A 21,749-nucleotide genomic window follows, 5' to 3' on the forward strand; every position below is an offset into this window, starting at 1 on the left:
AAGACAAAAGGAATTAAATGTAATAGTATAACGTTACATTATTTTATTGATTACCGCTATGTCTATAGAAAAAAATATTGAACGTTTACAGTCGATTGATGCTTTACGCGGTCTGGTCATCATTATTATGTTGCTCGACCATGTAAGAGAAACTTTCTATTTACATAAACAGGTTACCGATCCAATGGACGTAACAGTAACAGAACCGGCTTTATTTGGCAGTCGATTATTGGCCCATATTTGCGCTCCGGTTTTTGTACTTTTAACGGGTATTTCTGCATTTTTATTTCAGTCCAAAAAACAGGACTTACAACAAACGCGTGCCTTTCTATTAAAACGCGGCTTATTTTTAATTGTGTTAGAGCTTACGCTCGTGAACTTTGCATGGACAGCAACTTTTCCACCCGAAGTCATTTATTTACAAGTGATTTGGGCGATTGGTATCAGTATGGTGGTGCTAGCGTGTTGTGTAAGTTTGCCTTTGCCTGTTCTTGCGGGCGCAGGTTTGGTTATTGTTTTTGGGCACAACTTGTTAGATTCGGTGCACTTCTCACAAGGCGTCTTACAAAATATATGGTTGGTTTTACATGACCGTGGTTGGATTGAGATTGCAGGCATCAAGCTTCGCACAAGCTATCCTGTTTTACCTTGGATTGGCGTGATTTTATTGGGCTATGCGCTAGGTCAGTTCTTTAGTTCAAAATATTCAGCAAAGCAAAGAAGCCGCACTTTACTTAGCCTTGGTTTAGTAAGTATTGGATTGTTTGTTTTACTGCGTTTTATCAATGTCTATGGCGACCAGCCGTGGCAACATTTTGAGTCATTACAACTGAGCCTCATGAGCTTTTTTAACCTCACTAAGTATCCACCGTCTTTATTATTTATTTTGCTGAATGTTGGAATTGGCTTGCTTGTGCTGGTGGCTTTTGAGCGTATGCAGCAATATTCATTCCTAAAACCCTTGGTGGTGTTTGGCTCGGTGCCTATGTTCTTTTACTTACTGCATTTATATGTGTTGAAACTCATGTATGTGTTTGCACTCAGTGTGTGGGGAGCTAACTACGGAAAGTATTTGTCGGTCAATCATGTGTGGATGCTGTGGTTAATCACGATTGTGTTGTCTTTTGCGCTCTATCCAGCAGTTAAGTGGTTCTCGAAGTTCAAACATCAAAATAAACATATTTCGATTTTAAAATATTTCTAATTTTTAAAACGTGAGTAAAGCGAGTTCAATGGAGCTTCGCTTTACTTGCTTACATCTAAATATAAAGTTTCTTTCACTTCTTCCATGACCACATAACTGTGTGACGATGCCGAAGCGGGGAGTTTCTTTAGCAGATCCCCTAATAAGCGGCGATATGCACTCATTTCTTTTAAACGCGCTTTTACGAGGTAGTCAAATTCGCCTGAAATAAGGTGACATTCAAGCACTTCAGGAATTTCGACTAAGTCTCTGGCTACCTGATCAAACACATCGCCAGATTTGGCAGATAACTTAATTTCTAAAAAGACCAGCAGGTTACGGTCCACAAAGGCTGGGTTTAGCCGTGCGTAATAACCCATGATAATGCCATCGCGTTCAAGGCGTTTTACACGCTCCGAACAGGGGGTAGTCGACAGGTTAACTCTCGATGCCAATTCACTAATCGCAATTCGTCCTTCACGCTGCAAAATGTCCAGAATCATGCGATCTATACGATCTAAGGGGCGCATAGATATTTCCTCTTTTTTTTAAATTCTCGCGAGAAAAACATAAATTTACCTAGATTATAGCCTGAAAAACAGTGAAATAAACTATTGAAGCAGAAATATACTAGTTAAATAAACTGGTGTGCGTGAGGGAATGGAAATGCGCGTAATTGTTTTAGGTAGCGGCGTTATTGGAGTGGCAAGTGCCTATTATCTAGCTCAACAAGGAGCTGAGGTTACTGTTCTCGATCGTCAGTCAGGTCCTGCCGAAGAAACAAGTTTTGGTAATGCAGGTCAAATTTCGCCTGGGTATTCGACTCCTTGGGCAGCACCAGGAATTCCTTTTAAAGCTGTGAAATGGATGTTTCAACATCATGCACCGCTTGCGATTAATTTAGATGGCAGCATGTGGCAGTTACAGTGGATGGCTCAAATGCTAAAAAACTGTAATCCGCAAAGTTATGCTGTAAACAAAGAACGTATGATGCGCGTGGCTGAATACAGCCGTGACTGCTTACGTGAACTTAGAAAAGATACAGGCATTAATTACGAAAACCGTGCAAAAGGCACGTTGCAGTTATTCCGTAAAGATGCACAAATGGAAGCGGTTCAACGTGACATTAGCGTGCTACAAGAATGCGGCGTAAGCTACGAATTATTAAATGGCAATGAACTTGGTCGTGTAGAACCAGCGTTGGCAAATGCACAAGATAAACTGGTTGGTGGTTTACATTTACCAAATGATGAAACAGGTGACTGTTATTTATTTACCAATGCTTTAGCTCAAATTGCTAAAGAGTTGGGTGTTAACTTCCAGTTTAACCAGAACGTAGAAAAATTGATTGTTGAAGGCGATGAAATTAAGGGCGTTCAGGTCAATGGTAAGGTCTTAACCGCAGATCGATATGTTCTAGCGTTTGGTAGTTATTCACGTGATTTCTTGAAACCACTCGATCTACAGTTACCTGTATATCCTGTGAAAGGTTATTCGTTGACGATTCCTATTGTTGACCCTGCTTTTGCTCCACAATCTACAGTGCTTGATGAAACCTACAAAATTGCGATTACTCGTTTTGACCAACGTATTCGCGTAGGTGGAATGGCAGAGTTAAGCGGTTTCAATTTAGGTCTGAACGAAGACCGCCGTGCAACCTTGCAAATGGTTACTCAGGACTTGTTCCCGGGCGGCGATATGGCACAGGCATCTTTCTGGACGGGTTTACGTCCAATGACACCAGACAGTACACCGATTATTGGCGCAACTCGCTTTAAAAACCTGTTCTTGAATACAGGTCACGGTACTTTAGGTTGGACCATGGCGTGTGGTTCAGGAAAATTAATCAGTGACATCGTATTGAATCACAAGACTGATATCAGTACCGATGGCCTTTCAATTCAGCGTTATTCACACGCGCATGCTGCATAACGGACGTTAGGAAAGTAATCATGCCTCGTCCTATTACCGCAGTCATCCACCGTCAAGCCTTACAAAATAACTTGGCGGTGGTACGCAAGGCTATGCCAAACAGTAAGGTCTTTGCCGTTGTAAAAGCCAATGCTTATGGACACGGAATTGAACGTGTTTATGAAGCGTTTAAAGCAGCAGATGGCTTTGCCTTACTTGATCTTGATGAAGCAAAACGAATTCGTGCTCTAGGTTGGACAGGTCCAATTTTATTGCTCGAAGGAGTTTTTTCTCCTCAAGATTTATTTGATTGTGTGCAGTACAAACTCAGTTTCACCATTCATAGTGAAGCGCAAATCGAGTGGGTAGAAAAGCATCCTTATCCTGCTCAATTTGATGTTTGCCTAAAAATGAACAGTGGTATGAACCGTCTTGGTTTTAAACCACAGCGCTATGTTCAGGCTTGGGAACGTTTAAATAACTTGGCAAATGTCTCCAAGATTACCCACATGATGCATTTTTCAGATGCAGATGGAGAGCGTTTCGGCCAGCAGGGTATTGATTATCAAATCACTGCATTTGAAGAAATTGTTAAAGATTTACCAGGTGAAAGATCGGTAAGTAATAGTGCGGCAATTCTGCGTTATCAAGACCAGCTCAAATCAGATTATGCACGTAGCGGCATCATGCTCTATGGCAGCTCGCCAGACTACCCGACGCATAGTATTGCGGACTGGGGCTTACAACCCACCATGAGCTTACGCAGTGAAATTATTTCCGTTCAGCATTTAGAGCCGAATGAAAGCGTAGGTTATGGCTCAAACTTTGTCGCAGAGCAACCGATGACGATTGGGATTGTCGCTTGTGGCTATGCAGATGGTTATCAACGTATTTCACCAACAGGTACGCCTGTTTTAGTGGACTCAGTCCGCACTCGCACAATTGGTCGTGTCAGCATGGATATGTTGGCAGTCGATTTAACAGGTATTGAAAGTGCCAAAGTCGGCAGTGAAGTCGTGCTTTGGGGCCAATCAAGTACAGGCGTCGTTTTACCTATTGATGATGTCGCAGTTTCATCAGGTACGGTGGGCTATGAACTGATGTGTGCTGTCACCGCCCGTGTTCAATTTATTAATCAGGTATAAGGAAATCCGAATGTCTAATTCAGATATACAAAAGATTAACACTAACGAAGTCATGAGCGCCGTGACTGTTTTTAACAAAGTGGTTTATCTGTCAGGTCAGGTACCTAAAAATACCGAGCAAGACGTGGCAGGCCAAACTCGTGAAATTCTTGCAACAATTGATGAACTTTTGGCATTAGCCAATACCGACAAATCTCGCTTGCTCTCTGCACAGCTCTATTTAAAAAATCTTTCTGATTTTTCAACCGTAAATGCAATTTGGGTTGACTGGTTAAAAGGGTGTGTTGCTCCATCGCGTGCCACAATTCAGGCCGATTTGGTCAATCCGGATTGGTTAATTGAAATTGCCGTGACGGCAGCACAAAAGTAATTCGTTTTTACTCCAAAAATGATGATGTATCTAACAGAAGGAAGATAGATACGGTTTAACCAGTCATTTTTGGTGAACAGATTCAGTGACCTATGGCATACGGTTCAATTTTCGCCGTAGGTTGCTGATCTTAACAAAGGAATTCAAAAAGGAATTTTAATATGACAACGGCTCGTCATTCAGATACGGAAAATTCTCCTGATCATCTGCAACGAAAACTGTCTAACCGTCATTTACAACTGATTGCTATTGGCGGTGCAATTGGAACCGGCCTATTTATGGGTTCGGGCAAAACTATCTCTCTCGCAGGTCCTTCAATCCTTTTGATCTATATGATTATTGGAGGAATGTTCTTTTTCTTAATGCGTGCAATGGGCGAGTTGCTCCTTGCAAATCTGCATTACAAATCTTTTGTTGATATGGCTCATGATCTGATTGGTCCTTGGGCTGGTTATTATTTGGGCTGGACTTATTGGTTAGGTTGGGTGCTGGTGGGTATTGCGGACCTTTCAGCAGTCATTAACTATTTAGGTTTCTGGCTACCCGATGGCGCAAGTTTCTCACCAATACAGCAGGCCATGATTAGCGCAGGTTGTGTGTTGTTTGTGATGGGTCTTAACCTCTTAACAGTACGCCTATTTGGTGAAATTGAATTCTGGTTTGCGCTGATTAAGATCTTGGCGATTATTGGTCTGATCGGAGTGGGCGGCTACATGATTTTCAGCCATTTCCAAGCTCCGCAAGGCGCTGTTGCAAGCATCAGTAATGTTTGGTCACATGGTGGTTTATTCCCGAAAGGTACAGAAGGCTTCTTGGCAGGATTCCAGATTGCTGTATTTGCTTTTGTCGGGGTTGAACTTGTAGGTACAACGGCTGCTGAAACCAAAGACCCGCAGAAGAACTTACCGAAAGCGATTAATGCGATTCCGGTACGTATTATTTTGTTCTATGTGTTGGCACTGTTTATTGTGATGTCAGTAACACCGTGGGACCATATTCGTGCAGACAAAAGTCCGTTTGTTGAGTTGTTCTTAAATGCGGGTATCCCTGTTTCAGCCATCATCATGAACTTAGTTGTACTTTCTTCGGTGATGTCTTCAATGAACAGCGGCGTGTTTTCAACTAGCCGTATGTTGTTTGGTTTATCAAAAGACGGTCAGGCACCGGGTGCATTTGGTCATTTATCAAAACGCGCAGTTCCTTCAAATGGTTTGATTTTCTCTTGTACCTTTATCATGGGCGGAGCGGTGCTTCAGTACTTTGTTCCAAACACGATGGAAGCATTTACTTTGGCAAGTTCACTTTGTGTGATTCTATTCATTAGTGTCTGGAGTCTCATCATGGTGTGCTATTTACGCTACCGTAAATTACGTCCTGAATTACATGAAAAATCAACATTCAAAATGCCAGGTGGCGTTTGGATGAGTTATGTTGTTTTGGCATTCATGCTTTTCACTTTAGTTATTTTGGCATTAGAGCCAGATACATTGAAAGCTCTATATGTCAGTCCAGTATGGCTGGTCATTTTAGGTGTTACCTATCATGTGCTCTATAAACCACGTATGAAAAAACTAGGACGTGAACTCGTCAACGATCATTAAGTTTTATTAAAAAGCCAATCAATCATGATTGGCTTTTTTTATTTTTATTAGATTTTTTATCGGAATAATATTGTTTATTTTTGGATCAATAGAGCAGTTTGGAGAGTATTGGAAAAGTACATATAGCAGGATCACATGCTACACTTCGGCTAATCTGGAAACCCAGATTGATTAATTAAAATTGCCGTGAAGGCAGTACATAAATAATGTGACTTAAAAAAATCAGGACAAACGATTTATCAATTAAGGAAAAAATATACTTGAACATCTTGTCCTGAGGTATAGACTCAGCAACCCACGATATACGGTTCGTTTTTCTCCCTATAGGTTGCTGATTTAAGTTAAGCAAAATATAAAAAGGACTTCTAATATGACAATGGTTCATCATTCTGATGAGGCAAGCTCCCCTGATCATTTACAACGGAAATTAAATAATCGCCATCTACAAATGATTGCAATTGGCGGTGCAATTGGAACCGGCTTATTTATGGGCTCGGGCAAAACCATCTCCCTCGCAGGTCCTTCAATCCTCGTGATTTACATGATAATTGGTGGCATGTTCTTTTTTCTGATGCGTGCATTGGGTGAACTACTGCTTGCCAACTTACATTACAAATCATTTGTCGATATGGCTTATGATTTGATCGGACCATGGGCTGGCTATTATATAGGCTGGACTTATTGGTTAGGCTGGGTACTGGTCGGTATTGCTGATTTGTCTGCGGTCATTAACTATTTAAGTTTCTGGCTGCCCGAAGGCGCTAGTTTCTCACCCATGCAACAAGCCATGATTAGTTCAGGCTGTGTACTATTCATTTTAGGGCTTAACCTGCTTACTGTTAAGCTATTTGGTGAAGTTGAATTCTGGTTCGCACTCATTAAGATTTTGGCCATTATTGGCTTGATTGGAGTGGGTGGCTACATGATCCTCACTCATTTCCAAGCTCCTCACGGTGATGTGGTGAGCATCAGTAATGTCTGGTCTCATGGCGGCATATTTCCAAAAGGTGTAAGTGGATTTTTGGCAGGTTTTCAGATCGCCGTGTTTGCTTTCATTGGCGTTGAATTGATTGGTACAACGGCTGCTGAAACGAAAGATCCACAAACGAATCTACCTAAAGCGATTAATGCGATTCCATTACGTATTATCCTGTTCTATGTTTTGTCGCTCTTTATCGTTATGTCAGTGACACCTTGGGATCATATCCGTGCAGATAAGAGCCCGTTTGTTGAGTTGTTCTTAAATGCAGGTATTCCGATTTCAGCAATCATCATGAATTTGGTTGTACTGTCTTCGGTGATGTCTTCAATGAACAGCGGTGTATTTTCAACGAGCCGTATGCTGTTCGGTTTATCAAAAGACGGTCAAGCGCCGAGCGCATTGGGTCGTTTATCAAAACGTGCAGTGCCATCAAACGGCTTAATCTTCTCATGTATTTTCATTATGGGTGGAGCGGTGCTTCAGTACTTTGTTCCAAACACGATGGAAGCATTTACCCTAGCAAGTTCACTCTGTGTAATTTTATTCATTAGCGTGTGGATTTTAATCATGGCGTGCTATTTACGTTATCGTAAAACTCGTCCTGAACTTCATGCCGCATCAACATTTAAAATGCCGGGTGGCGTGCTGATGGCATACGCCGTTATAGCATTCTTCTTGTTTACTTTGGTGATTTTGGCACTCGAGCCAGATACATTAAAAGCGGTATACGTGAGTCCAGTATGGTTGGTGGTTTTAAGCGTTACGTATTTTGTGTTCTATAAGCCACGTATCAAAAAATTAGACCAAGAACTCGTTTAATGAACTATAAATGATTTCAAAAAAAGCCAATCATAAGTGATTGGCTTTTTTATTTAGGCTTTTTAATCAACCAACAAATGCTGATATTTGTCAGCTTGTTTACGTAAATAATCCCAAACCAATTTAATGCGTGGTTCATGTTGTAAATCAACAAAGGTCAGCATCCAAAACGTATGGGTAAAGCGAACTTGTTGCTCTAACACTTCTTCAAGTTCCGGTTTATCATCTGCCAAAAACTTGGGCAAAATCGCAAGTCCTGCGCCAGCACTCACCGCGATTTGTTGGGCCAAAATACTGCTGCTACGGAAGTTGGCATTCAGCTTTAGAGGTAACCGTTCTAAACAGTACAACTCGGGGCTATAGACCAGATCATCAATATAGTTCACAAAGCGATGTTGGGTTAAATCTTCTAAGGCTCGGATAGGCGGGTTTTGGGTTAGATAGTTTTTGCTACCATAAATTTTTAAACAATAATCTGATAATCGCGTAATGATGTAAGGGCCAGACGTAGGACGATCAATTGACACCACAATATCTGCCTCACGGTGTGAAAGCTTAATCATTTTCGGCACTGGAATTAGGTCGATGGTGAGCAGTGGGTATTGAATCGAGAACTCAGCCAGTAAGCGAGCTAAAAACGCAGTACCAAAACCTTCAGGTGTGCCAATTCGCACACGACCTTGCAAAGGTTGATGTGGTTTCTCAATTTGTAAGAAAGCTTGTTCCATTTGCTCAACTCGAGGAACAAGTGCCATCCCTTCGAGTGTCAACTCATAACCTGTCGCTTCACGCTTAAACAGTGTTGTACCCAAAGCAAGTTCTAGGGCCTGAATCCGTCTAGCAACCGTACTGTGCTCGACACCAATAATCCGCGCAGCATTGGTCAAAGTTTTAGTCCGAGCTAAAACCAGAAAAAAATGTAGATGATCCCAATCCACTTTCATTTTTGTTGTCATCCTTGTGCATATTTGCACAACAATCGTGCATGAATTTCCGTTGGTGGTCAAAGTTTTCTTTGCTAGTCTCAATTGAAACTGGAATAAAGAAAATACATAGATAAGTATTTTCTAATAATTGAACACAATAAAAATATGGCCTACGGAGAGGTTATGAACACAATCCAAAAAATCGAATTGGAAACCGCTAAATTGCTCATTAACGGAAATTTTATCGAATCTGAAACACAGGAATGGCAAGACATTATTAACCCTGCGACTCAGGAAGTGATTGGTCGTGTACCATTTGCAACGGTTAAAGAAGTTGACGCTGCTATTCAAGCTGCACAAGATGCCTTTGCTTCTTGGCGTCAGACCCCAATTCAGGCACGTATGCGCATCATGCTTAAGTTACAAGACTTAATCCGTGCCAACATGAAAGAAATTGCACAAGTACTAACGGCTGAACAAGGTAAAACCTTGGCAGACGCTGAAGGCGATATTCAACGTGGTCTAGAAGTGGTTGAACATGCCTGTTCGGTCGGCACTTTGCAAATGGGTGAATATGTTGAAGGTGTGGCACGTGGTGTAGACACTTATACCTTGCAGCAACCTTTGGGTGTCTGTGCGGGTATTACGCCGTTTAATTTCCCAGCCATGATTCCACTTTGGATGTTCCCAATGGCAATCGTGTGCGGCAATACCTTTGTTTTAAAACCATCAGAACAAGATCCGTTATCAACCATGATGCTGGTTGAGCTTGCGATTCAAGCAGGTATTCCTGCTGGCGTGCTCAACGTTGTGCATGGCGGTAAAGAGGTGGTTGACCGTTTGTGTACGCACAAAGATATTAAAGCGATTTCATTTGTAGGTTCAACTGCAGTTGGAACACATGTTTATAACCTGGCAGGGCAACATGGTAAACGCGTGCAGTCGATGATGGGTGCAAAAAACCATGTTGTGGTCATGCCTGATGCCAATAAAGAACAAACTTTAAATGCTTTGGTGGGTGCAGCATTTGGTGCAGCAGGACAACGTTGTATGGCATTGTCGGTTGCAGTCATGGTCGGTGACAGCAAACAGTGGATTCAAGAGCTAGTCGAAAAAGCCAAAACCTTAAAAGTAAACGCAGGCCATGAACCAAATACTGACATTGGCCCAGTCATTTCAAAACGTGCTAAAGCGCGTGTGCTTGATTTAATTAATAGCGGTGTTGAGCAAGGGGCAGAGTTGCTACTCGATGGCCGTGATGTTCAAGTTCAAGGCTATGAATCGGGTAACTTTGTAGGTGCAACGATTTTTAGCGGCGTAAATACCGACATGCGTATTTATAAAGAAGAAATCTTTGGCCCTGTTCTTTCAATTATTTGTGTAGACACACTTGATGAAGCGATTGCGCTTATCAACGCCAACCCATTTGGTAACGGTGTAGGTCTATTTACACAAAGCGGTGCGATTGCACGTACTTTCCAAAACTTAATTGATATTGGTCAAGTTGGTATCAATATTCCAATTCCTGTGCCAGTGCCTTTCTTTAGTTTTACCGGTTCAAGAGGTTCGAAACTGGGTGATTTGGGGCCATACGGCAAACAAGCTGTGCAGTTCTATACTCAAACCAAAACCATTACCAGTCGCTGGTTTGAAGATAGCCATGAAGTTGGCGGTGTAAATACAACTATTAGTTTACGTTAAGGGGATCACGGATGAATATCGCCTTTATCGGTCTAGGCAATATGGGCGGCAAAATGGCCCATAACCTACTTAAAGCTGGACTCAAAGTTTATGGTTATGACCTCAGTGAAGTCGCGATTCAGCACTTCGCCGAGGCAGGTGGGGTGGTGTGTAGCAGCCTGCAGGATGCAGCTAAACAAGCAGATGTGGTCATTACCATGTTGCCTGCGGCAAAGCATGTTAAGGAAGTTTACTTAGGTGAGAATGGTGTCTTGGAAGTGCTAAAAACAGGTAGCTTATGCATTGATAGTAGTACCATTGACCCACAAACCATTAAAGACATTGCTGCTGTTGCGCATGGTAAAAATATTAAAATCTGTGATGCACCAGTTTCAGGTGGAACCATTGGTGCTCAAGCCGGAACTCTAACGTTCATGGTGGGTGCCGATGAGCAAACCTTTAACGAAGTAAAACCTGTGCTCAGCCACATGGGCAAAAATATTGTTCATTGTGGTGATGTCGGTGCAGGTCAAATTGCCAAAATCTGTAATAACCTGATTTTAGGTATTTCAATGGCTGCTGTTGCTGAAGGTATGGCACTTGGTGTGAAGTTGGGTATCGATCCACAAGCATTAGCAGGCGTCATTAACACCTCAAGCGGTCGTTGTTGGAGTTCGGATGTATGTAACCCATGGCCGCATATTAATGAAAATGCCCCAGCATCTCGAGGTTACCAAGACGGCTTTGCAACTCAGCTGATGCTGAAAGATTTAGGACTCGCTGTAGAGGCCGCGGGCCAAGTCAAACAACCAGTTGTATTAGGTGGCATGGTGCAACAGCTGTATCAGCAAATGTGCATGCGAGGTAATGCCAATCTCGACTTTTCGAGCATTATTCAGCAATACCTGCCACAAGAGGCATAATGGTAAAGCCAAAGGATGGCTTTAAACACATTAAACCCTGTCGTGAATAACAACAAATCCGGACTGAGGGAAAAGATATGATGGATTATCAAAATGCTGCACAGACTTTCGATTTGGAAAGCACTGCAAAACAGATGTTATCAGGTTCACTTGATGCCTTAAATGCTTGTTATGAATGCTGTGAACGACACGCAGATGGCGACAAAATTGCACTGTATTGGCAAGGAAAAGACGGACGAAAAGAGCAATATACCTTCCGTGAATTAAAAGAGTGGTCGAGTCAATTTGCCAACTTTCTAAAATCACAAGGTGTAAAAGCAGGCGACCGTATTTCAGGTCTATTACCAAGAACACCTGAATTGATCGTGACTATTTTTGCAGCTTGGCGAATTGGTGCTGTCTATCAACCACTATTTACTGCATTTGGCCCAAAAGCGATTGAGCACCGTATTCAGCTTGCACAAAGTAAGCTGGTGGTGACCGATATGGGCAACCGTAGCAAGCTTGATGAAATTGAAAATTGCCCTGCAATTGTGACTGTCGCCGACGCACAAGGCACTCCGCTTAAAGCAGGTGATTTTAACTTTTGGAATGAAGTGAAACAGCAGTCTGATCAATGTGATCTGGTTATGCGTAGCATCCAAGATCCTTTCTTGCTCATGTTTACTTCAGGCACTACAGGTCCTGCTAAACCCTTGGAAGTGCCATTAAAAGCACTAATTGCCTTTGGTCGATATATGCAAGATGCCATTGGTTTAACCGAAGAAGATTCGTTTTGGAATATTGCTGATCCGGGTTGGGCGTATGGTCTGTACTACGCGATTACTGGGCCGTTATTCTTGGGTCACGCTACTTTGTTCTATGAGGGTGGTTTCAGCACAGATAGCCTATGTCAAATTGTGAAAGATTATAAAGTTAACAACTTGGCAGGTGCACCAACGGCTTATCGTATGATGATGGCGGCTGATCCAGCACAAATGACGCCGTTAAAAGGGCAGTTCCGTGTAGTGAGCAGTGCAGGTGAGCCACTGAATCCAGAAGTAATACGTTGGTTTAAACAAGTGCTTGATGCTCCGATTTATGACCATTACGGACAAACTGAAGTGGGTATGGTGGTGTGTAATCATCATGGTTTAAAACATGAAATTCATGCAGGTTCAGCAGGTTTCCCAAGTCCGGGCTACCGTGTTGCTATTGTCAATGAACAAGGTGAAGAGCTTCCAGCGGACACCCCAGGAATTTTAGCAGTCGACATTAGCCAGTCTCCAATGATGTGGTTCGGCGGCTATAAAGAAAGCCGAAAATCACCATTTGTCGGTCATTACTATTTAACTGGCGACACTGCTGAGCTTCATGCCGATGGCAGCATGAGCTTTGTAGGGCGCAGTGATGATGTAATCACTACATCGGGTTATCGTATTGGACCTTTCGATGTAGAAAGTGCTTTGCTTGAACACGACGCTGTGATTGAAGCAGCAGTGATTGGTGTGCCTGATCCGGACCGTACCGAAGTGGTTAAGGCCTTCGTAATTTTAGCTGCGGATGCCCAACCTTCCGATACACTTGCTGAACAACTCAGCCAATTTGTTAAAAGACGACTTTCTGCACATGCTTACCCACGTTTAGTTGAATTTGTGAGTGAATTACCTAAAACTCCAAGTGGTAAAATTCAGCGCTTTTTATTGCGTAATCAAGAAATTGCTAAACAACAAGCTAAAGCAGGGTAAAGGAAATAATAATGCAATTTACCGAAGAACAATTACTCATTCGTGATATGGCGAAAAGTTTCGCCCAAGAACAAATCAAGCCTAATGCCAGTGATTGGGACCGAGATGGAACTTTCCCAAAAGAAACTCTGACTCAAATGGGGCAACTCGGTTTTATGGGGATGCTTGTTTCAGAGCAATGGGGTGGTTCAGACACGGGTAACTTAGCCTATGTACTAGCTCTTGAAGAAGTTGCGGCAGCAGATGGCGCAACCTCAACCATCATGAGTGTACATAACTCGGTTGGCTGTGTGCCTATTTTAAAATTTGGTACCGACGAGCAAAAAGAGCGTTTTTTAAAGCCTTTGGCTCAAGGTGAAATGATCGGCGCTTTTGCCTTAACTGAACCACATACTGGCTCAGATGCGGGAGCCATTAAAACCCGAGCGGTGAAAGATGGCGATGATTACATCTTAAATGGAGCCAAGCAGTTTATTACCTCGGGTAATAATGCCGGCGTCATTATTGTGTTTGCCGTGACCGATCCGAGCGCGGGCAAAAAAGGTATTAGTGCCTTTTTAGTCCCACGCGAAACACCGGGCTATGAAGTGATTCGTGTTGAAGAAAAACTCGGTCTGCATGCTTCAGATACCTGCCAAATTGCGCTGACCGATGTGCGCATCCATAAAAGCTTAATGCTGGGTAAAGAAGGCGAAGGCCTTAAAATCGCTCTTGCCAATTTAGAAGGTGGCCGTATTGGTATTGCTGCACAAGCAGTTGGTCTAGCACGTGCGGCACTCGAAGAAGCAACTCGTTATGCCAAAGAACGTATTACTTTTGGAAAACCAATTTTTGAGCATCAAACCATCGCGTTTCGCCTTGCTAGTATGGCAACTGAAATTGAAGCAGCAAGACAACTGGTTCACTACGCTGCGCGTTTAAAAGAAGCAGGACAACCATGTCTCAATGAAGCTTCAATGGCTAAGTTATTTGCTTCAGAAATGACTGAGCGTGTGTGTTCGAGTGCACTACAAGTGTTTGGTGGCTATGGCTATCTCAGAGACTTCCCAATTGAACGTATCTATCGTGATGCCCGTATTTGCCAAATTTACGAAGGCACGAGTGATATCCAGCGTTTAGTCATCGCACGTAGTCTATAAAATCAGAACAAGGAATAAGTAATGCAGTGGCAAAGTATTTTATTAGAAAAGCGTAATGGGGTTGGACTGATTACATTAAATCGCCCTCAAGCGCTCAATGCCTTAAACAGTGAATTAATTAGTGAAATTAATCAGGCATTAGATCAGCTCGAAAAAGATCGTGAAATTGGCTGCATCTTATTGGCAGGCTCAGAAAAAGCTTTTGCCGCAGGAGCTGACATTAAAGAAATGGCTGATTTGGCATTTCCTGATATTTATTTAGATGACTTTTTTCATCTTGCAGACCGTATTGCACAGCGCCGTAAACCTCTAATTGCAGCGGTGAGTGGCTATGCATTGGGTGGTGGCTGCGAATTAGCACTGATGTGTGACTTTATTTATTGTGCTGACAACGCCAAGTTTGGTTTACCCGAAGTTACTTTAGGGGTAATTCCGGGCATTGGTGGCACACAACGCTTAACCCATGCAATTGGTAAAGCCAAAGCAATGGAAATGTGTTTTACCGCTCGTCAAATGGGCGCTGTAGAAGCAGAGCAAAGTGGTTTGGTTGCACGTGTGTTTAGCAAAGAAGAATTACTTGAACAAACCTTGCAAGCGGCAGAAAAAATTGCAGCGCGATCTTTAACTGCAAACATGATGCTTAAAGAAACGATTAACCGAGCTTTTGAAGTAAACCTTACTGAAGGCTTACGCTTTGAAAGACGTATGTTCCATTCAATTTTTGCAACATTTGACCAAAAAGAAGGAATGCAGGCGTTCGTTGAAAAACGAAAACCAAATTTTAAAAATCAATAAGAGATCAATAAAATGAATACAGAAAATCACTTAATGATTGAGCAACAAGGTAAGTTGGGCATGATTACCTTAGACCGAGTGACTCATCTCAACGCATTGTCGCTAGATATGATTAAAAGTATTGGTGCCCAATTGGAACTGTGGCGAAATGATGCTGCTGTTCAGGCAGTTTTAATCAAATCAAATAGTCCAAAAGCCTTCTGTGCAGGTGGAGATATCCGCTATCTCTATGACAGTTATAAAAATGGCACGGCTGATTACAAAGGCTACTTTAGTGCCGAATATAAAATGCTAAATATACTGCGTGAATATGAAAAGCCAATCATTGTTGTGCTTGATGGCTATGTATTAGGTGGCGGTTTTGGCTTGGCTCAGGCTTGCCACATTGTGGTGAGCAGTGAAAAGTCCAGATTTGCCATGCCTGAAACAGCGATTGGCTTTTTCCCAGATGTTGGTGCAACTCATTTCCTTTCTCGCCTTGATGATATTGGTGTTTATATGGCCATTACGGGTGAGCAGATCAGCAGTAGTGATGCGCTTTACCTCGATTTAATTGACTACCATGTGCCAAGCGAGCAGTTACAAGCTTTGCAAGATGCTCTCGTTGACGCGCCAAGTTTAAGCAAAGAGGGAATTGAACGTATCATTACCCGATTTATTACTCGCCCTGCCGAAAGTGAATTAAAACAATTGGCGGAAGGTATCCGTAAACACTTCGGATATCAGCATTTAGATGAAATCGAGCAAAGTCTTGAAAATGAACAAGATGAAAGCTTAAAGACTTGGGCAAGCAAGATGCTCAGCATTTTGCAGCAACGCTCATTTATTGCCAAGCAAACCAGTTTAAAACTGCAACATTTAGGTCGAGGGCTCTCTTTACCTCAGTGTATGCAGCTTGAACGTGATTTACAGGATATCTGGTTTGAACATGGTGACTTTATTGAAGGTGTCCGCGCTCTCATTGTCGATAAAGACAAACAACCACAGTGGCAAGAACGTAATTCGAAATTTGAACCAATTTTAGAAAAATTGAGCTAAACCGAATTACAAAAACATAAAAAGCTTAAGGAGATAAGGCGAGACCTGAAAATGCTTATGGTCAGGGCTGGTCATAAGCATAAAAAAGATAAAACAAGAAAATCTAAAAAGGATATTACGATGCAATCAATACATGGAAACGGTTCAAATACTAAAAAGTCGTCACATCGATTAGCAGGTATCTCTAGCATGGTCGGCACCACCATTGAGTGGTATGACTTTTTTATTTACGGTGCGGCAGCAGCGCTCATTTTTAATAAGCTATTTTTCCCAAATCTGGATGCACTTACCGGCGTGCTTGCTGCATTTGCCACCTATGCCGTTGGATTTATTGGAAGACCATTAGGCGGCTTAGTCTTTGGTCACTTTGGTGACAAGATTGGCCGTAAATCGATGTTGCTGTTGACCTTGATGCTCATGGGGATCCCAACCGTACTGATTGGCTTATTACCGACTTATGAATCAATTGGATATTGGGCTGCGATTGGCTTGGTTGTCTTGCGATTTATTCAAGGTATGGCAATGGGCGGTGAATGGGGCGGTGCTGTACTGATGGCCGTTGAACATGCGCCCGAAGGCGGGAAAGGGTTTTGGGGTAGTTTGCCTCAAGCTAGTACAGGTGGTGGCTTAATGCTAGCCTCAATCGCGTTGGGTCTGGTGTCGTTATTACCTGAAGAAGCACTGTTTAGCTGGGGTTGGCGTTTACCATTTCTTGCCAGTATTATTTTACTGGCAGTAGGTTGGTATATTCGTGTAAAAGTGCCTGAGTCGCCAGATTTCGAAAAAGTAAAACAACAGTCTGAAGAAGTTAAAGTTCCTGCTCTACAGGTTTTTAAAAACCATCCAAAGCAACTCATCACCATTATTTTGGCTCGCGCTGCCGAAAATGCATGGTTTTACATTGCTTCAACTTTTACATTGGCTTATACCACTGCACAACTTGGAATCCCGCGCCAAGACATTTTATTTGCCACCATTTGCGGCGCAGCCGTGATTTTATTTATGACGCCTTTATGTGGACATTTGTCGGATAAAGTCGGCCAACGCAATATGTTTATGTTTGGTCTATGCATATTGGCGCTTTACTGCTATCCATTTTTTACCATGCTCAATACCAAGGATCCGGTATTAGTGTGGACAGCAATTGTTTTGGCAATTGGCGTTGTGTTCCCAATTATGTATGCGCCGCAAGCTCAGCTTTTTGCACGTCAATTTCCAGCGGAAATTCGTTATAGCGGAATCTCGATTTCGGTACAGTTGGCTGGCGTATTAGGTGGCGGTTTAGCACCGATGATTGCTACTAAATTGTTGAGTGTCGGGCAGGGTAATCCATATCTAATTATGCTTTATATTGGAAGTATGGCTGTAGTCGCAATTATATCGACGTCATTTATGCCGCGTGATAAAAGCTTTGTAGTAGATACGCATCATACAAACCCTAAAAATTTAAATCTTAATACGAATGCTTCAGATCATTCTTGAGCTATTTGGAGAATAAAGGCCTAAGTTTTTCTTAGGCCTTTATTGAGGTAAGCTTAAAATTAAGATAATGACGATATATAGCTGTTGTAGAGATGAGATTGGTTTTTGTACGAATATATTGTATCAGGGGTGAAGTGGCTTTTTTCCAATCAAATGCGTTTTGATTTTTTGTCCAAGTAGATGAACCATTAAACCTAGCATCACAACAACAGAACCAAGCCATTGCCAGTTATTTAAATGTTCATCTAAAAAAATATTGGCAAAAATCATACTAATGACAGGAACCCATAACGAAAGTGGGCTAATCTTGGCTGCTGGATAACGTGTCAGCAAATAAATCCATAAACCATATCCAATAATAGTTGCGAAATAAGCTAAGAAAGCAGCAGCTCCCAAACCACGCCATGTTAAGGCGTGCCAGTCTACAACGACACCTTGCCAACCTGTATCTTGGATAGCGAATAATAAAAACCAAAGAGGAGTAAGAATATTTCCCCAAACGACTAACCCGATTGGATTAATGGACCCCATTCGTTTTATAACAATATTTCCACATGCCCAAGAGAATGCTGAACATAAAACGAGTATCAAGCCTAATAAAGGGATATGACTATGCTGTTGACCTAATGCAATCAGTAATAGTCCTAATGATGCGATAACGATTGCTAGCCATTGATTCCAAGATGCTTGCTCCTTAAGAAGAAATACAGCAATCATCACTGTAAAAAAGGCTTGTGATTGAACAACTAAAGCAACTAGCCCAGTAGGCATACCTGTGGCAATAGCACTAAACATAAAGGCAAATTGAGAAAAGTTGCTAATAAACCCATATGCCAAGAGCCATTTCCATCCGACTTGTGGAATACGAATAAAAAGTAGAGCGGGGATTAGAACTAAAATATAGCGTAAACATCCCAACATCATGGGGCTAATTTCACTCACACCAACTTTCATAAAATAAAAGTTAATACCCCAGATGAACACCACTGCAAAAGCAGCGAGTTTATCTTTCAACAACATGTGCTTATTCCTGAAAAGAGATTTACGACCTATCTAAAAGACAGGTCGTGTAAACGAGAGGAGGTTAGATTTTGTTATGCTTCGCAGGAACGAGAGTATCTAACTTGGGATGTTGATTACGTAATTTAAGTAGTTCCACATAGTCACGAATCATAAAAATGCAGAATAAAATCGCAGCACTAGCAATACCGAACCAGAACGCTTTTTGTAAACTTGGAATGAGGGACATTGCGGCAAAGATACAAACCATACCAATAATGGCAACATAACTGAGGTATGGGAAACACCACATACGAACTTTAATTCGTTCAGGGGCAACACGTTCTAGGTGACGACGTAAACGGATTTGAGAAAGGGCAATGATGATATAAACAAATAAAGCTACCGTACCATAGGACTCGACCAAGAAAGGAAAGATACCCTCAGGTGAAAAATACGAAGCTAAAATGGAAATATAACCAAATAGTGTGCTGAATAAGATGGCACGAACAGGGACTCCATTTTTAGACAATTTAGTTAAGGCACGAGGGGCATCACCATTTTTGGTTAAAGCAAACAACATACGGCTTGCAGCATAAACTCCTGAATTTAGACAACTCAGAACCGCAACTAAAATGACAGCATTCATAATATCTGCAACAAAAGGGATATTGAGTACTTTAAGTGCACTTACATAAGGTGTTGCGATATCGGGGCTGCTCCACGGCACAAGGCATACGACTAAAAAGATTGAGCAAACATAAAAGAGCAATACACGAGTGATGACAGATTGAGTTGCCTTAGCAACAGATTGCTCTGGATTTTTTGTTTCTGCTGCAGCAATTGTGACGATTTCAGCACCAAAATAAAAACCAGTAGCCGCAACTGCACCTGATAACACAGGAACCCAACCATTTGGCATAAAGCCACCATGGTTTAATAATTCACCTAGTCCTGAAGCTTGATGGTTTGGCCAGAAACCAAATAAATATAATGAACAAAGGAAAATAAATACCCCAATTGCTGCAACCTTGATAGATGAAAACCAAAATTCAAATTCACCAAAAGATTTGACAGAGAACAAATTGGTTGCGGTTAATAGAACGAGCAGAACCAGACTCACGATCCATTGGGGAATATCAGGTAACCAGTAAGCGAGAAGTTTAGCCCCAACAATTGCCTCAAGGGCAATCACGATCACCCAAAAATACCAATACATCCAGCCTGTCATAAATCCAGCGAGGCGAGATAAAAATGGTGAATCTTGAAAAGCGTAGCGAGCATAAGCATAAAAGGAACCTGTTACCGGTGAAGCAGTGGCTAACTCCCCCAGCATACGCATCACTAAAATGATTAAGGTACCTGTGATGAGAAATGAAAGAATGGCTGCAGGGCCGGCAGATTGAATCACTACTGAGCTACCGACAAATAGCCCCATACCAATGACACCACCAAGTGCCATCATCTGGACATGGCGTGGCTTCAAGCTACTTTTTAAATCTTGGTTTGAATCTGAATCATACATGGCTAACTCCCCTCATAATTTTTATAACCGTATCGTTAGGCTGATCGTTGAATAACACTTAAAGCATTTCGTCTTTTAAGTAATACCAGCGGTACAACAAGGCTTGCCCCAACCGTCTAAAAGGTCGAAATAAATGTGAAGGTAATGGTGACTGATAAATAGGTAGATCAAATTGTGGGCGTTGAATGCCCATTATTCGTTCTGCAAGACGACGTCCTGCCATTGCTGAAAAAGATACACCATTGCCGCCATAGCCAATTGCATAATAGATAGTTTCATCAGGATTAGGCTGTACAATTCGTGGCATCATGTCATGACTGACATCGACCCAACCCCACCATGAATATGCAATTGGTATACCACGCAAGCTTGGGAATTTGCGATAGAGTCCTTCTTTTAAACGCTCTAGATGTACAGGGTTATTTGCATCGGCTCCTGTTAAAGCACTTCTGCTGCCACACTGTACTGAACCATCAGGCAATAAGCGGTAATAATGGCGTAAAGTGCGAGTATCTGTAATGAACGTTGTACTATGTAGGCCTGCTTCTTTAAGCTCAGCAGCTGTTAACGGACGGGTGACAATAGAATTAGATAAAATTGGCATGATTTTGCCAGACAAGCTTGGATGCAAACCATTAGGTGTATAACCACCTGTTGCTACAGCGACTCGTTTAGCTTTGACCGTGCCATGGGGGGTACGTAGATAGTGAATACCATTACGTGTTTCCCAATCTAATACAGGACTTGAGGTATGTACTTTCGCGCCGGCAGCACGCGCTCTTTTTAAATATCCAAAAGCCAATTTTAAAGGATGTACACCAATACCATCAGGTTCGAGTAACGCACCGGCAGCTTCTTGGTCTCCAACAAATTCTTCGTGAAGTTGTTCGCGGCTTAGCATACGAGTGTTATAACCAAACACATCTTTCATGACTTTGCCTTCGTTTTCTAAAAACGCCAGTTTTTTTGCACGATGAGCAATATATAAATGCCCACCATCTTGTGCATCACATTCAATACCAGTTACCAGATGTTTAAAATAATCAAAACCTTCGCGAATTTCTGCATCTAAACGTTTGGCTATATCTAGTCCCCATTTTTCGATCCACTGTGAACGATATAACCGACCAGAAGCATTTTGACCTTGTCCGCCATTTCGGCTTGTACAACCCCATGCACTACGATTTGCTTCAAGAACTAATGGCGCAGTACCAAATTGTTCTGCAAGAGTTAACGCAGTTGAAAGACCAGTAAAACCGCCACCAATAATGACAATGTCGGCCTCTGTATCACCTGGTAATGGGCCATCATCATCGGGAGGTGTTCCAGCCGTTGCAACCCAGTAGGTTGGTGCGTATTGTTCGTTGCCAGTTACGATCTTATCTGTCAACGGATCAAATTTAGCGTTGTAGGTTTTAAAGCCACGATGAATGGGTTCAGATATTGGATCAACTATTTTGTCTAGAGAAGTTAATTGTTGTACTGATTGATTCATGGGCAGGCT

At 42.1% G+C, this 21,749-nt stretch carries 18 protein-coding genes; 13 read left to right on the forward strand and 5 right to left on the reverse strand.

The annotated features are described in order from the left end of the window. The first annotated feature begins 58 nt into the window (after nt 1–58). Entirely contained in the window at nt 59–1,204 is a 1,146-nt protein-coding gene (locus WBW42_RS13855) for an acetyltransferase domain-containing protein (RefSeq protein WP_032070592.1), read from the forward strand. A gap of 41 nt (nt 1,205–1,245) precedes the next feature. Here the strand turns inward: WBW42_RS13855 and WBW42_RS13860 are convergent, their stop codons facing one another. Further along, entirely contained in the window at nt 1,246–1,713 is a 468-nt protein-coding gene (locus WBW42_RS13860) for an Lrp/AsnC ligand binding domain-containing protein (protein WP_005804788.1), read from the reverse strand. Between the two features lie 136 nt (nt 1,714–1,849). On the opposite strand from WBW42_RS13860, the gene WBW42_RS13865 reads away from it, so the two are divergent. The 5 genes from WBW42_RS13865 (at nt 1,850) to WBW42_RS13885 (ending at nt 8,011) form a co-directional block, all read left to right on the forward strand. Beyond that, on the forward strand, nt 1,850–3,115 hold the full coding sequence (locus WBW42_RS13865; protein WP_032012770.1) for a D-amino acid dehydrogenase: 1,266 nt from the start codon (nt 1,850–1,852) through the stop codon (nt 3,113–3,115). A gap of 20 nt (nt 3,116–3,135) precedes the next feature. Further along, on the forward strand, nt 3,136–4,239 hold the full coding sequence (gene alr, locus WBW42_RS13870) for an alanine racemase (RefSeq protein ID WP_032070593.1): 1,104 nt from the start codon (nt 3,136–3,138) through the stop codon (nt 4,237–4,239). A gap of 10 nt (nt 4,240–4,249) precedes the next feature. Then, the gene (locus WBW42_RS13875; protein ID WP_000071347.1) at nt 4,250–4,609 is read left to right on the forward strand and encodes a RidA family protein; all 360 of its coding nucleotides are present in this window, start codon (nt 4,250–4,252) and stop codon (nt 4,607–4,609) included. Between the two features lie 161 nt (nt 4,610–4,770). Continuing rightward, entirely contained in the window at nt 4,771–6,210 is a 1,440-nt protein-coding gene (locus tag WBW42_RS13880) for an amino acid permease (RefSeq protein ID WP_032012772.1), read from the forward strand. 370 nt (nt 6,211–6,580) lie between these two features. Continuing rightward, nucleotides 6,581–8,011 carry an amino acid permease gene (locus WBW42_RS13885; RefSeq protein ID WP_032012773.1) on the forward strand — a complete coding sequence of 477 codons (1,431 nt, stop codon included), beginning with the start codon at nt 6,581–6,583 and terminating at the stop codon, nt 8,009–8,011. A gap of 62 nt (nt 8,012–8,073) precedes the next feature. Here WBW42_RS13885 and WBW42_RS13890 read toward each other — a convergent pair whose 3' ends face one another. Next, nucleotides 8,074–8,955: a LysR family transcriptional regulator gene (locus WBW42_RS13890; RefSeq protein WP_017387402.1), complete on the reverse strand. Its 882-nt coding sequence runs from the start codon at nt 8,953–8,955 to the stop codon at nt 8,074–8,076. A gap of 165 nt (nt 8,956–9,120) precedes the next feature. Here WBW42_RS13890 and WBW42_RS13895 point away from each other — a divergent pair, with 165 nt between their 5' ends. From WBW42_RS13895 to WBW42_RS13925, 7 genes are all read left to right on the forward strand, one after another. Beyond that, the gene (locus WBW42_RS13895) at nt 9,121–10,638 is read left to right on the forward strand and encodes a CoA-acylating methylmalonate-semialdehyde dehydrogenase (RefSeq protein WP_005071922.1); all 1,518 of its coding nucleotides are present in this window, start codon (nt 9,121–9,123) and stop codon (nt 10,636–10,638) included. An 11-nt stretch (nt 10,639–10,649) separates the two neighbouring features. Continuing rightward, complete coding sequence (gene mmsB, locus WBW42_RS13900) at nt 10,650–11,540, forward strand: 3-hydroxyisobutyrate dehydrogenase (protein ID WP_032070594.1); 891 nt, start codon at nt 10,650–10,652, stop codon at nt 11,538–11,540. A gap of 77 nt (nt 11,541–11,617) precedes the next feature. Then, nucleotides 11,618–13,267, forward strand: coding sequence for an AMP-binding protein (locus WBW42_RS13905; RefSeq protein ID WP_032070595.1), 1,650 nt, complete (start codon nt 11,618–11,620; stop codon nt 13,265–13,267). An 11-nt stretch (nt 13,268–13,278) separates the two neighbouring features. Beyond that, nucleotides 13,279–14,406 carry an acyl-CoA dehydrogenase family protein gene (locus WBW42_RS13910; RefSeq protein WP_005804783.1) on the forward strand — a complete coding sequence of 376 codons (1,128 nt, stop codon included), beginning with the start codon at nt 13,279–13,281 and terminating at the stop codon, nt 14,404–14,406. 21 nt (nt 14,407–14,427) lie between these two features. Further along, nucleotides 14,428–15,201: an enoyl-CoA hydratase gene (locus tag WBW42_RS13915; protein WP_032070596.1), complete on the forward strand. Its 774-nt coding sequence runs from the start codon at nt 14,428–14,430 to the stop codon at nt 15,199–15,201. A 12-nt stretch (nt 15,202–15,213) separates the two neighbouring features. Continuing rightward, nucleotides 15,214–16,239, forward strand: coding sequence for an enoyl-CoA hydratase/isomerase family protein (locus tag WBW42_RS13920; protein WP_014208100.1), 1,026 nt, complete (start codon nt 15,214–15,216; stop codon nt 16,237–16,239). Nucleotides 16,240–16,359: 120 nt separating this feature from the next. Further along, nucleotides 16,360–17,721, forward strand: coding sequence for an MFS transporter (locus WBW42_RS13925; RefSeq protein WP_029768578.1), 1,362 nt, complete (start codon nt 16,360–16,362; stop codon nt 17,719–17,721). A 123-nt stretch (nt 17,722–17,844) separates the two neighbouring features. On the opposite strand, the gene WBW42_RS13930 is transcribed toward WBW42_RS13925, so the two are convergent. The 3 genes from WBW42_RS13930 to WBW42_RS13940 all read right to left on the reverse strand — a co-directional run bounded on the left by WBW42_RS13930 (nt 17,845) and on the right by WBW42_RS13940 (nt 21,740). Then, on the reverse strand, nt 17,845–18,741 hold the full coding sequence (locus tag WBW42_RS13930) for an EamA family transporter (protein WP_005071928.1): 897 nt from the start codon (nt 18,739–18,741) through the stop codon (nt 17,845–17,847). A 64-nt stretch (nt 18,742–18,805) separates the two neighbouring features. Then, on the reverse strand, nt 18,806–20,245 hold the full coding sequence (locus WBW42_RS13935; protein ID WP_005071933.1) for an amino acid permease: 1,440 nt from the start codon (nt 20,243–20,245) through the stop codon (nt 18,806–18,808). Nucleotides 20,246–20,303: 58 nt separating this feature from the next. Continuing rightward, nucleotides 20,304–21,740: an NAD(P)/FAD-dependent oxidoreductase gene (locus WBW42_RS13940; RefSeq protein WP_032012780.1), complete on the reverse strand. Its 1,437-nt coding sequence runs from the start codon at nt 21,738–21,740 to the stop codon at nt 20,304–20,306. Nucleotides 21,741–21,749 lie beyond the last annotated feature (9 nt).

It is taken from the genome of Acinetobacter sp. LT1, from assembly GCF_059800965.1.

Excerpts from the sequence above, each read along its gene's own strand:
- WBW42_RS13855 (WP_032070592.1), top strand. The coding sequence starts at position 59 with ATGTCTATAGAAAAAAATATTGAACGTTTACAGTCGATTGATGCTTTA.
- WBW42_RS13880 (WP_032012772.1), top strand. The coding sequence starts at position 4,771 with ATGACAACGGCTCGTCATTCAGATACGGAAAATTCTCCTGATCATCTG.
- WBW42_RS13930 (WP_005071928.1), bottom strand. The coding sequence starts at position 18,741 with ATGTTGTTGAAAGATAAACTCGCTGCTTTTGCAGTGGTGTTCATCTGG.
- WBW42_RS13920 (WP_014208100.1), top strand. The coding sequence starts at position 15,214 with ATGAATACAGAAAATCACTTAATGATTGAGCAACAAGGTAAGTTGGGC.
- WBW42_RS13925 (WP_029768578.1), top strand. The coding sequence starts at position 16,360 with ATGCAATCAATACATGGAAACGGTTCAAATACTAAAAAGTCGTCACAT.
- mmsB (WP_032070594.1), top strand. The coding sequence starts at position 10,650 with ATGAATATCGCCTTTATCGGTCTAGGCAATATGGGCGGCAAAATGGCC.
- WBW42_RS13895 (WP_005071922.1), top strand. The coding sequence starts at position 9,121 with ATGAACACAATCCAAAAAATCGAATTGGAAACCGCTAAATTGCTCATT.
- WBW42_RS13885 (WP_032012773.1), top strand. The coding sequence starts at position 6,581 with ATGACAATGGTTCATCATTCTGATGAGGCAAGCTCCCCTGATCATTTA.
- alr (WP_032070593.1), top strand. The coding sequence starts at position 3,136 with ATGCCTCGTCCTATTACCGCAGTCATCCACCGTCAAGCCTTACAAAAT.
- WBW42_RS13915 (WP_032070596.1), top strand. The coding sequence starts at position 14,428 with ATGCAGTGGCAAAGTATTTTATTAGAAAAGCGTAATGGGGTTGGACTG.
- WBW42_RS13935 (WP_005071933.1), bottom strand. The coding sequence starts at position 20,245 with ATGTATGATTCAGATTCAAACCAAGATTTAAAAAGTAGCTTGAAGCCA.
- WBW42_RS13875 (WP_000071347.1), top strand. The coding sequence starts at position 4,250 with ATGTCTAATTCAGATATACAAAAGATTAACACTAACGAAGTCATGAGC.
- WBW42_RS13940 (WP_032012780.1), bottom strand. The coding sequence starts at position 21,740 with ATGAATCAATCAGTACAACAATTAACTTCTCTAGACAAAATAGTTGAT.
- WBW42_RS13890 (WP_017387402.1), bottom strand. The coding sequence starts at position 8,955 with ATGAAAGTGGATTGGGATCATCTACATTTTTTTCTGGTTTTAGCTCGG.
- WBW42_RS13865 (WP_032012770.1), top strand. The coding sequence starts at position 1,850 with ATGCGCGTAATTGTTTTAGGTAGCGGCGTTATTGGAGTGGCAAGTGCC.
- WBW42_RS13910 (WP_005804783.1), top strand. The coding sequence starts at position 13,279 with ATGCAATTTACCGAAGAACAATTACTCATTCGTGATATGGCGAAAAGT.
- WBW42_RS13860 (WP_005804788.1), bottom strand. The coding sequence starts at position 1,713 with ATGCGCCCCTTAGATCGTATAGATCGCATGATTCTGGACATTTTGCAG.
- WBW42_RS13905 (WP_032070595.1), top strand. The coding sequence starts at position 11,618 with ATGATGGATTATCAAAATGCTGCACAGACTTTCGATTTGGAAAGCACT.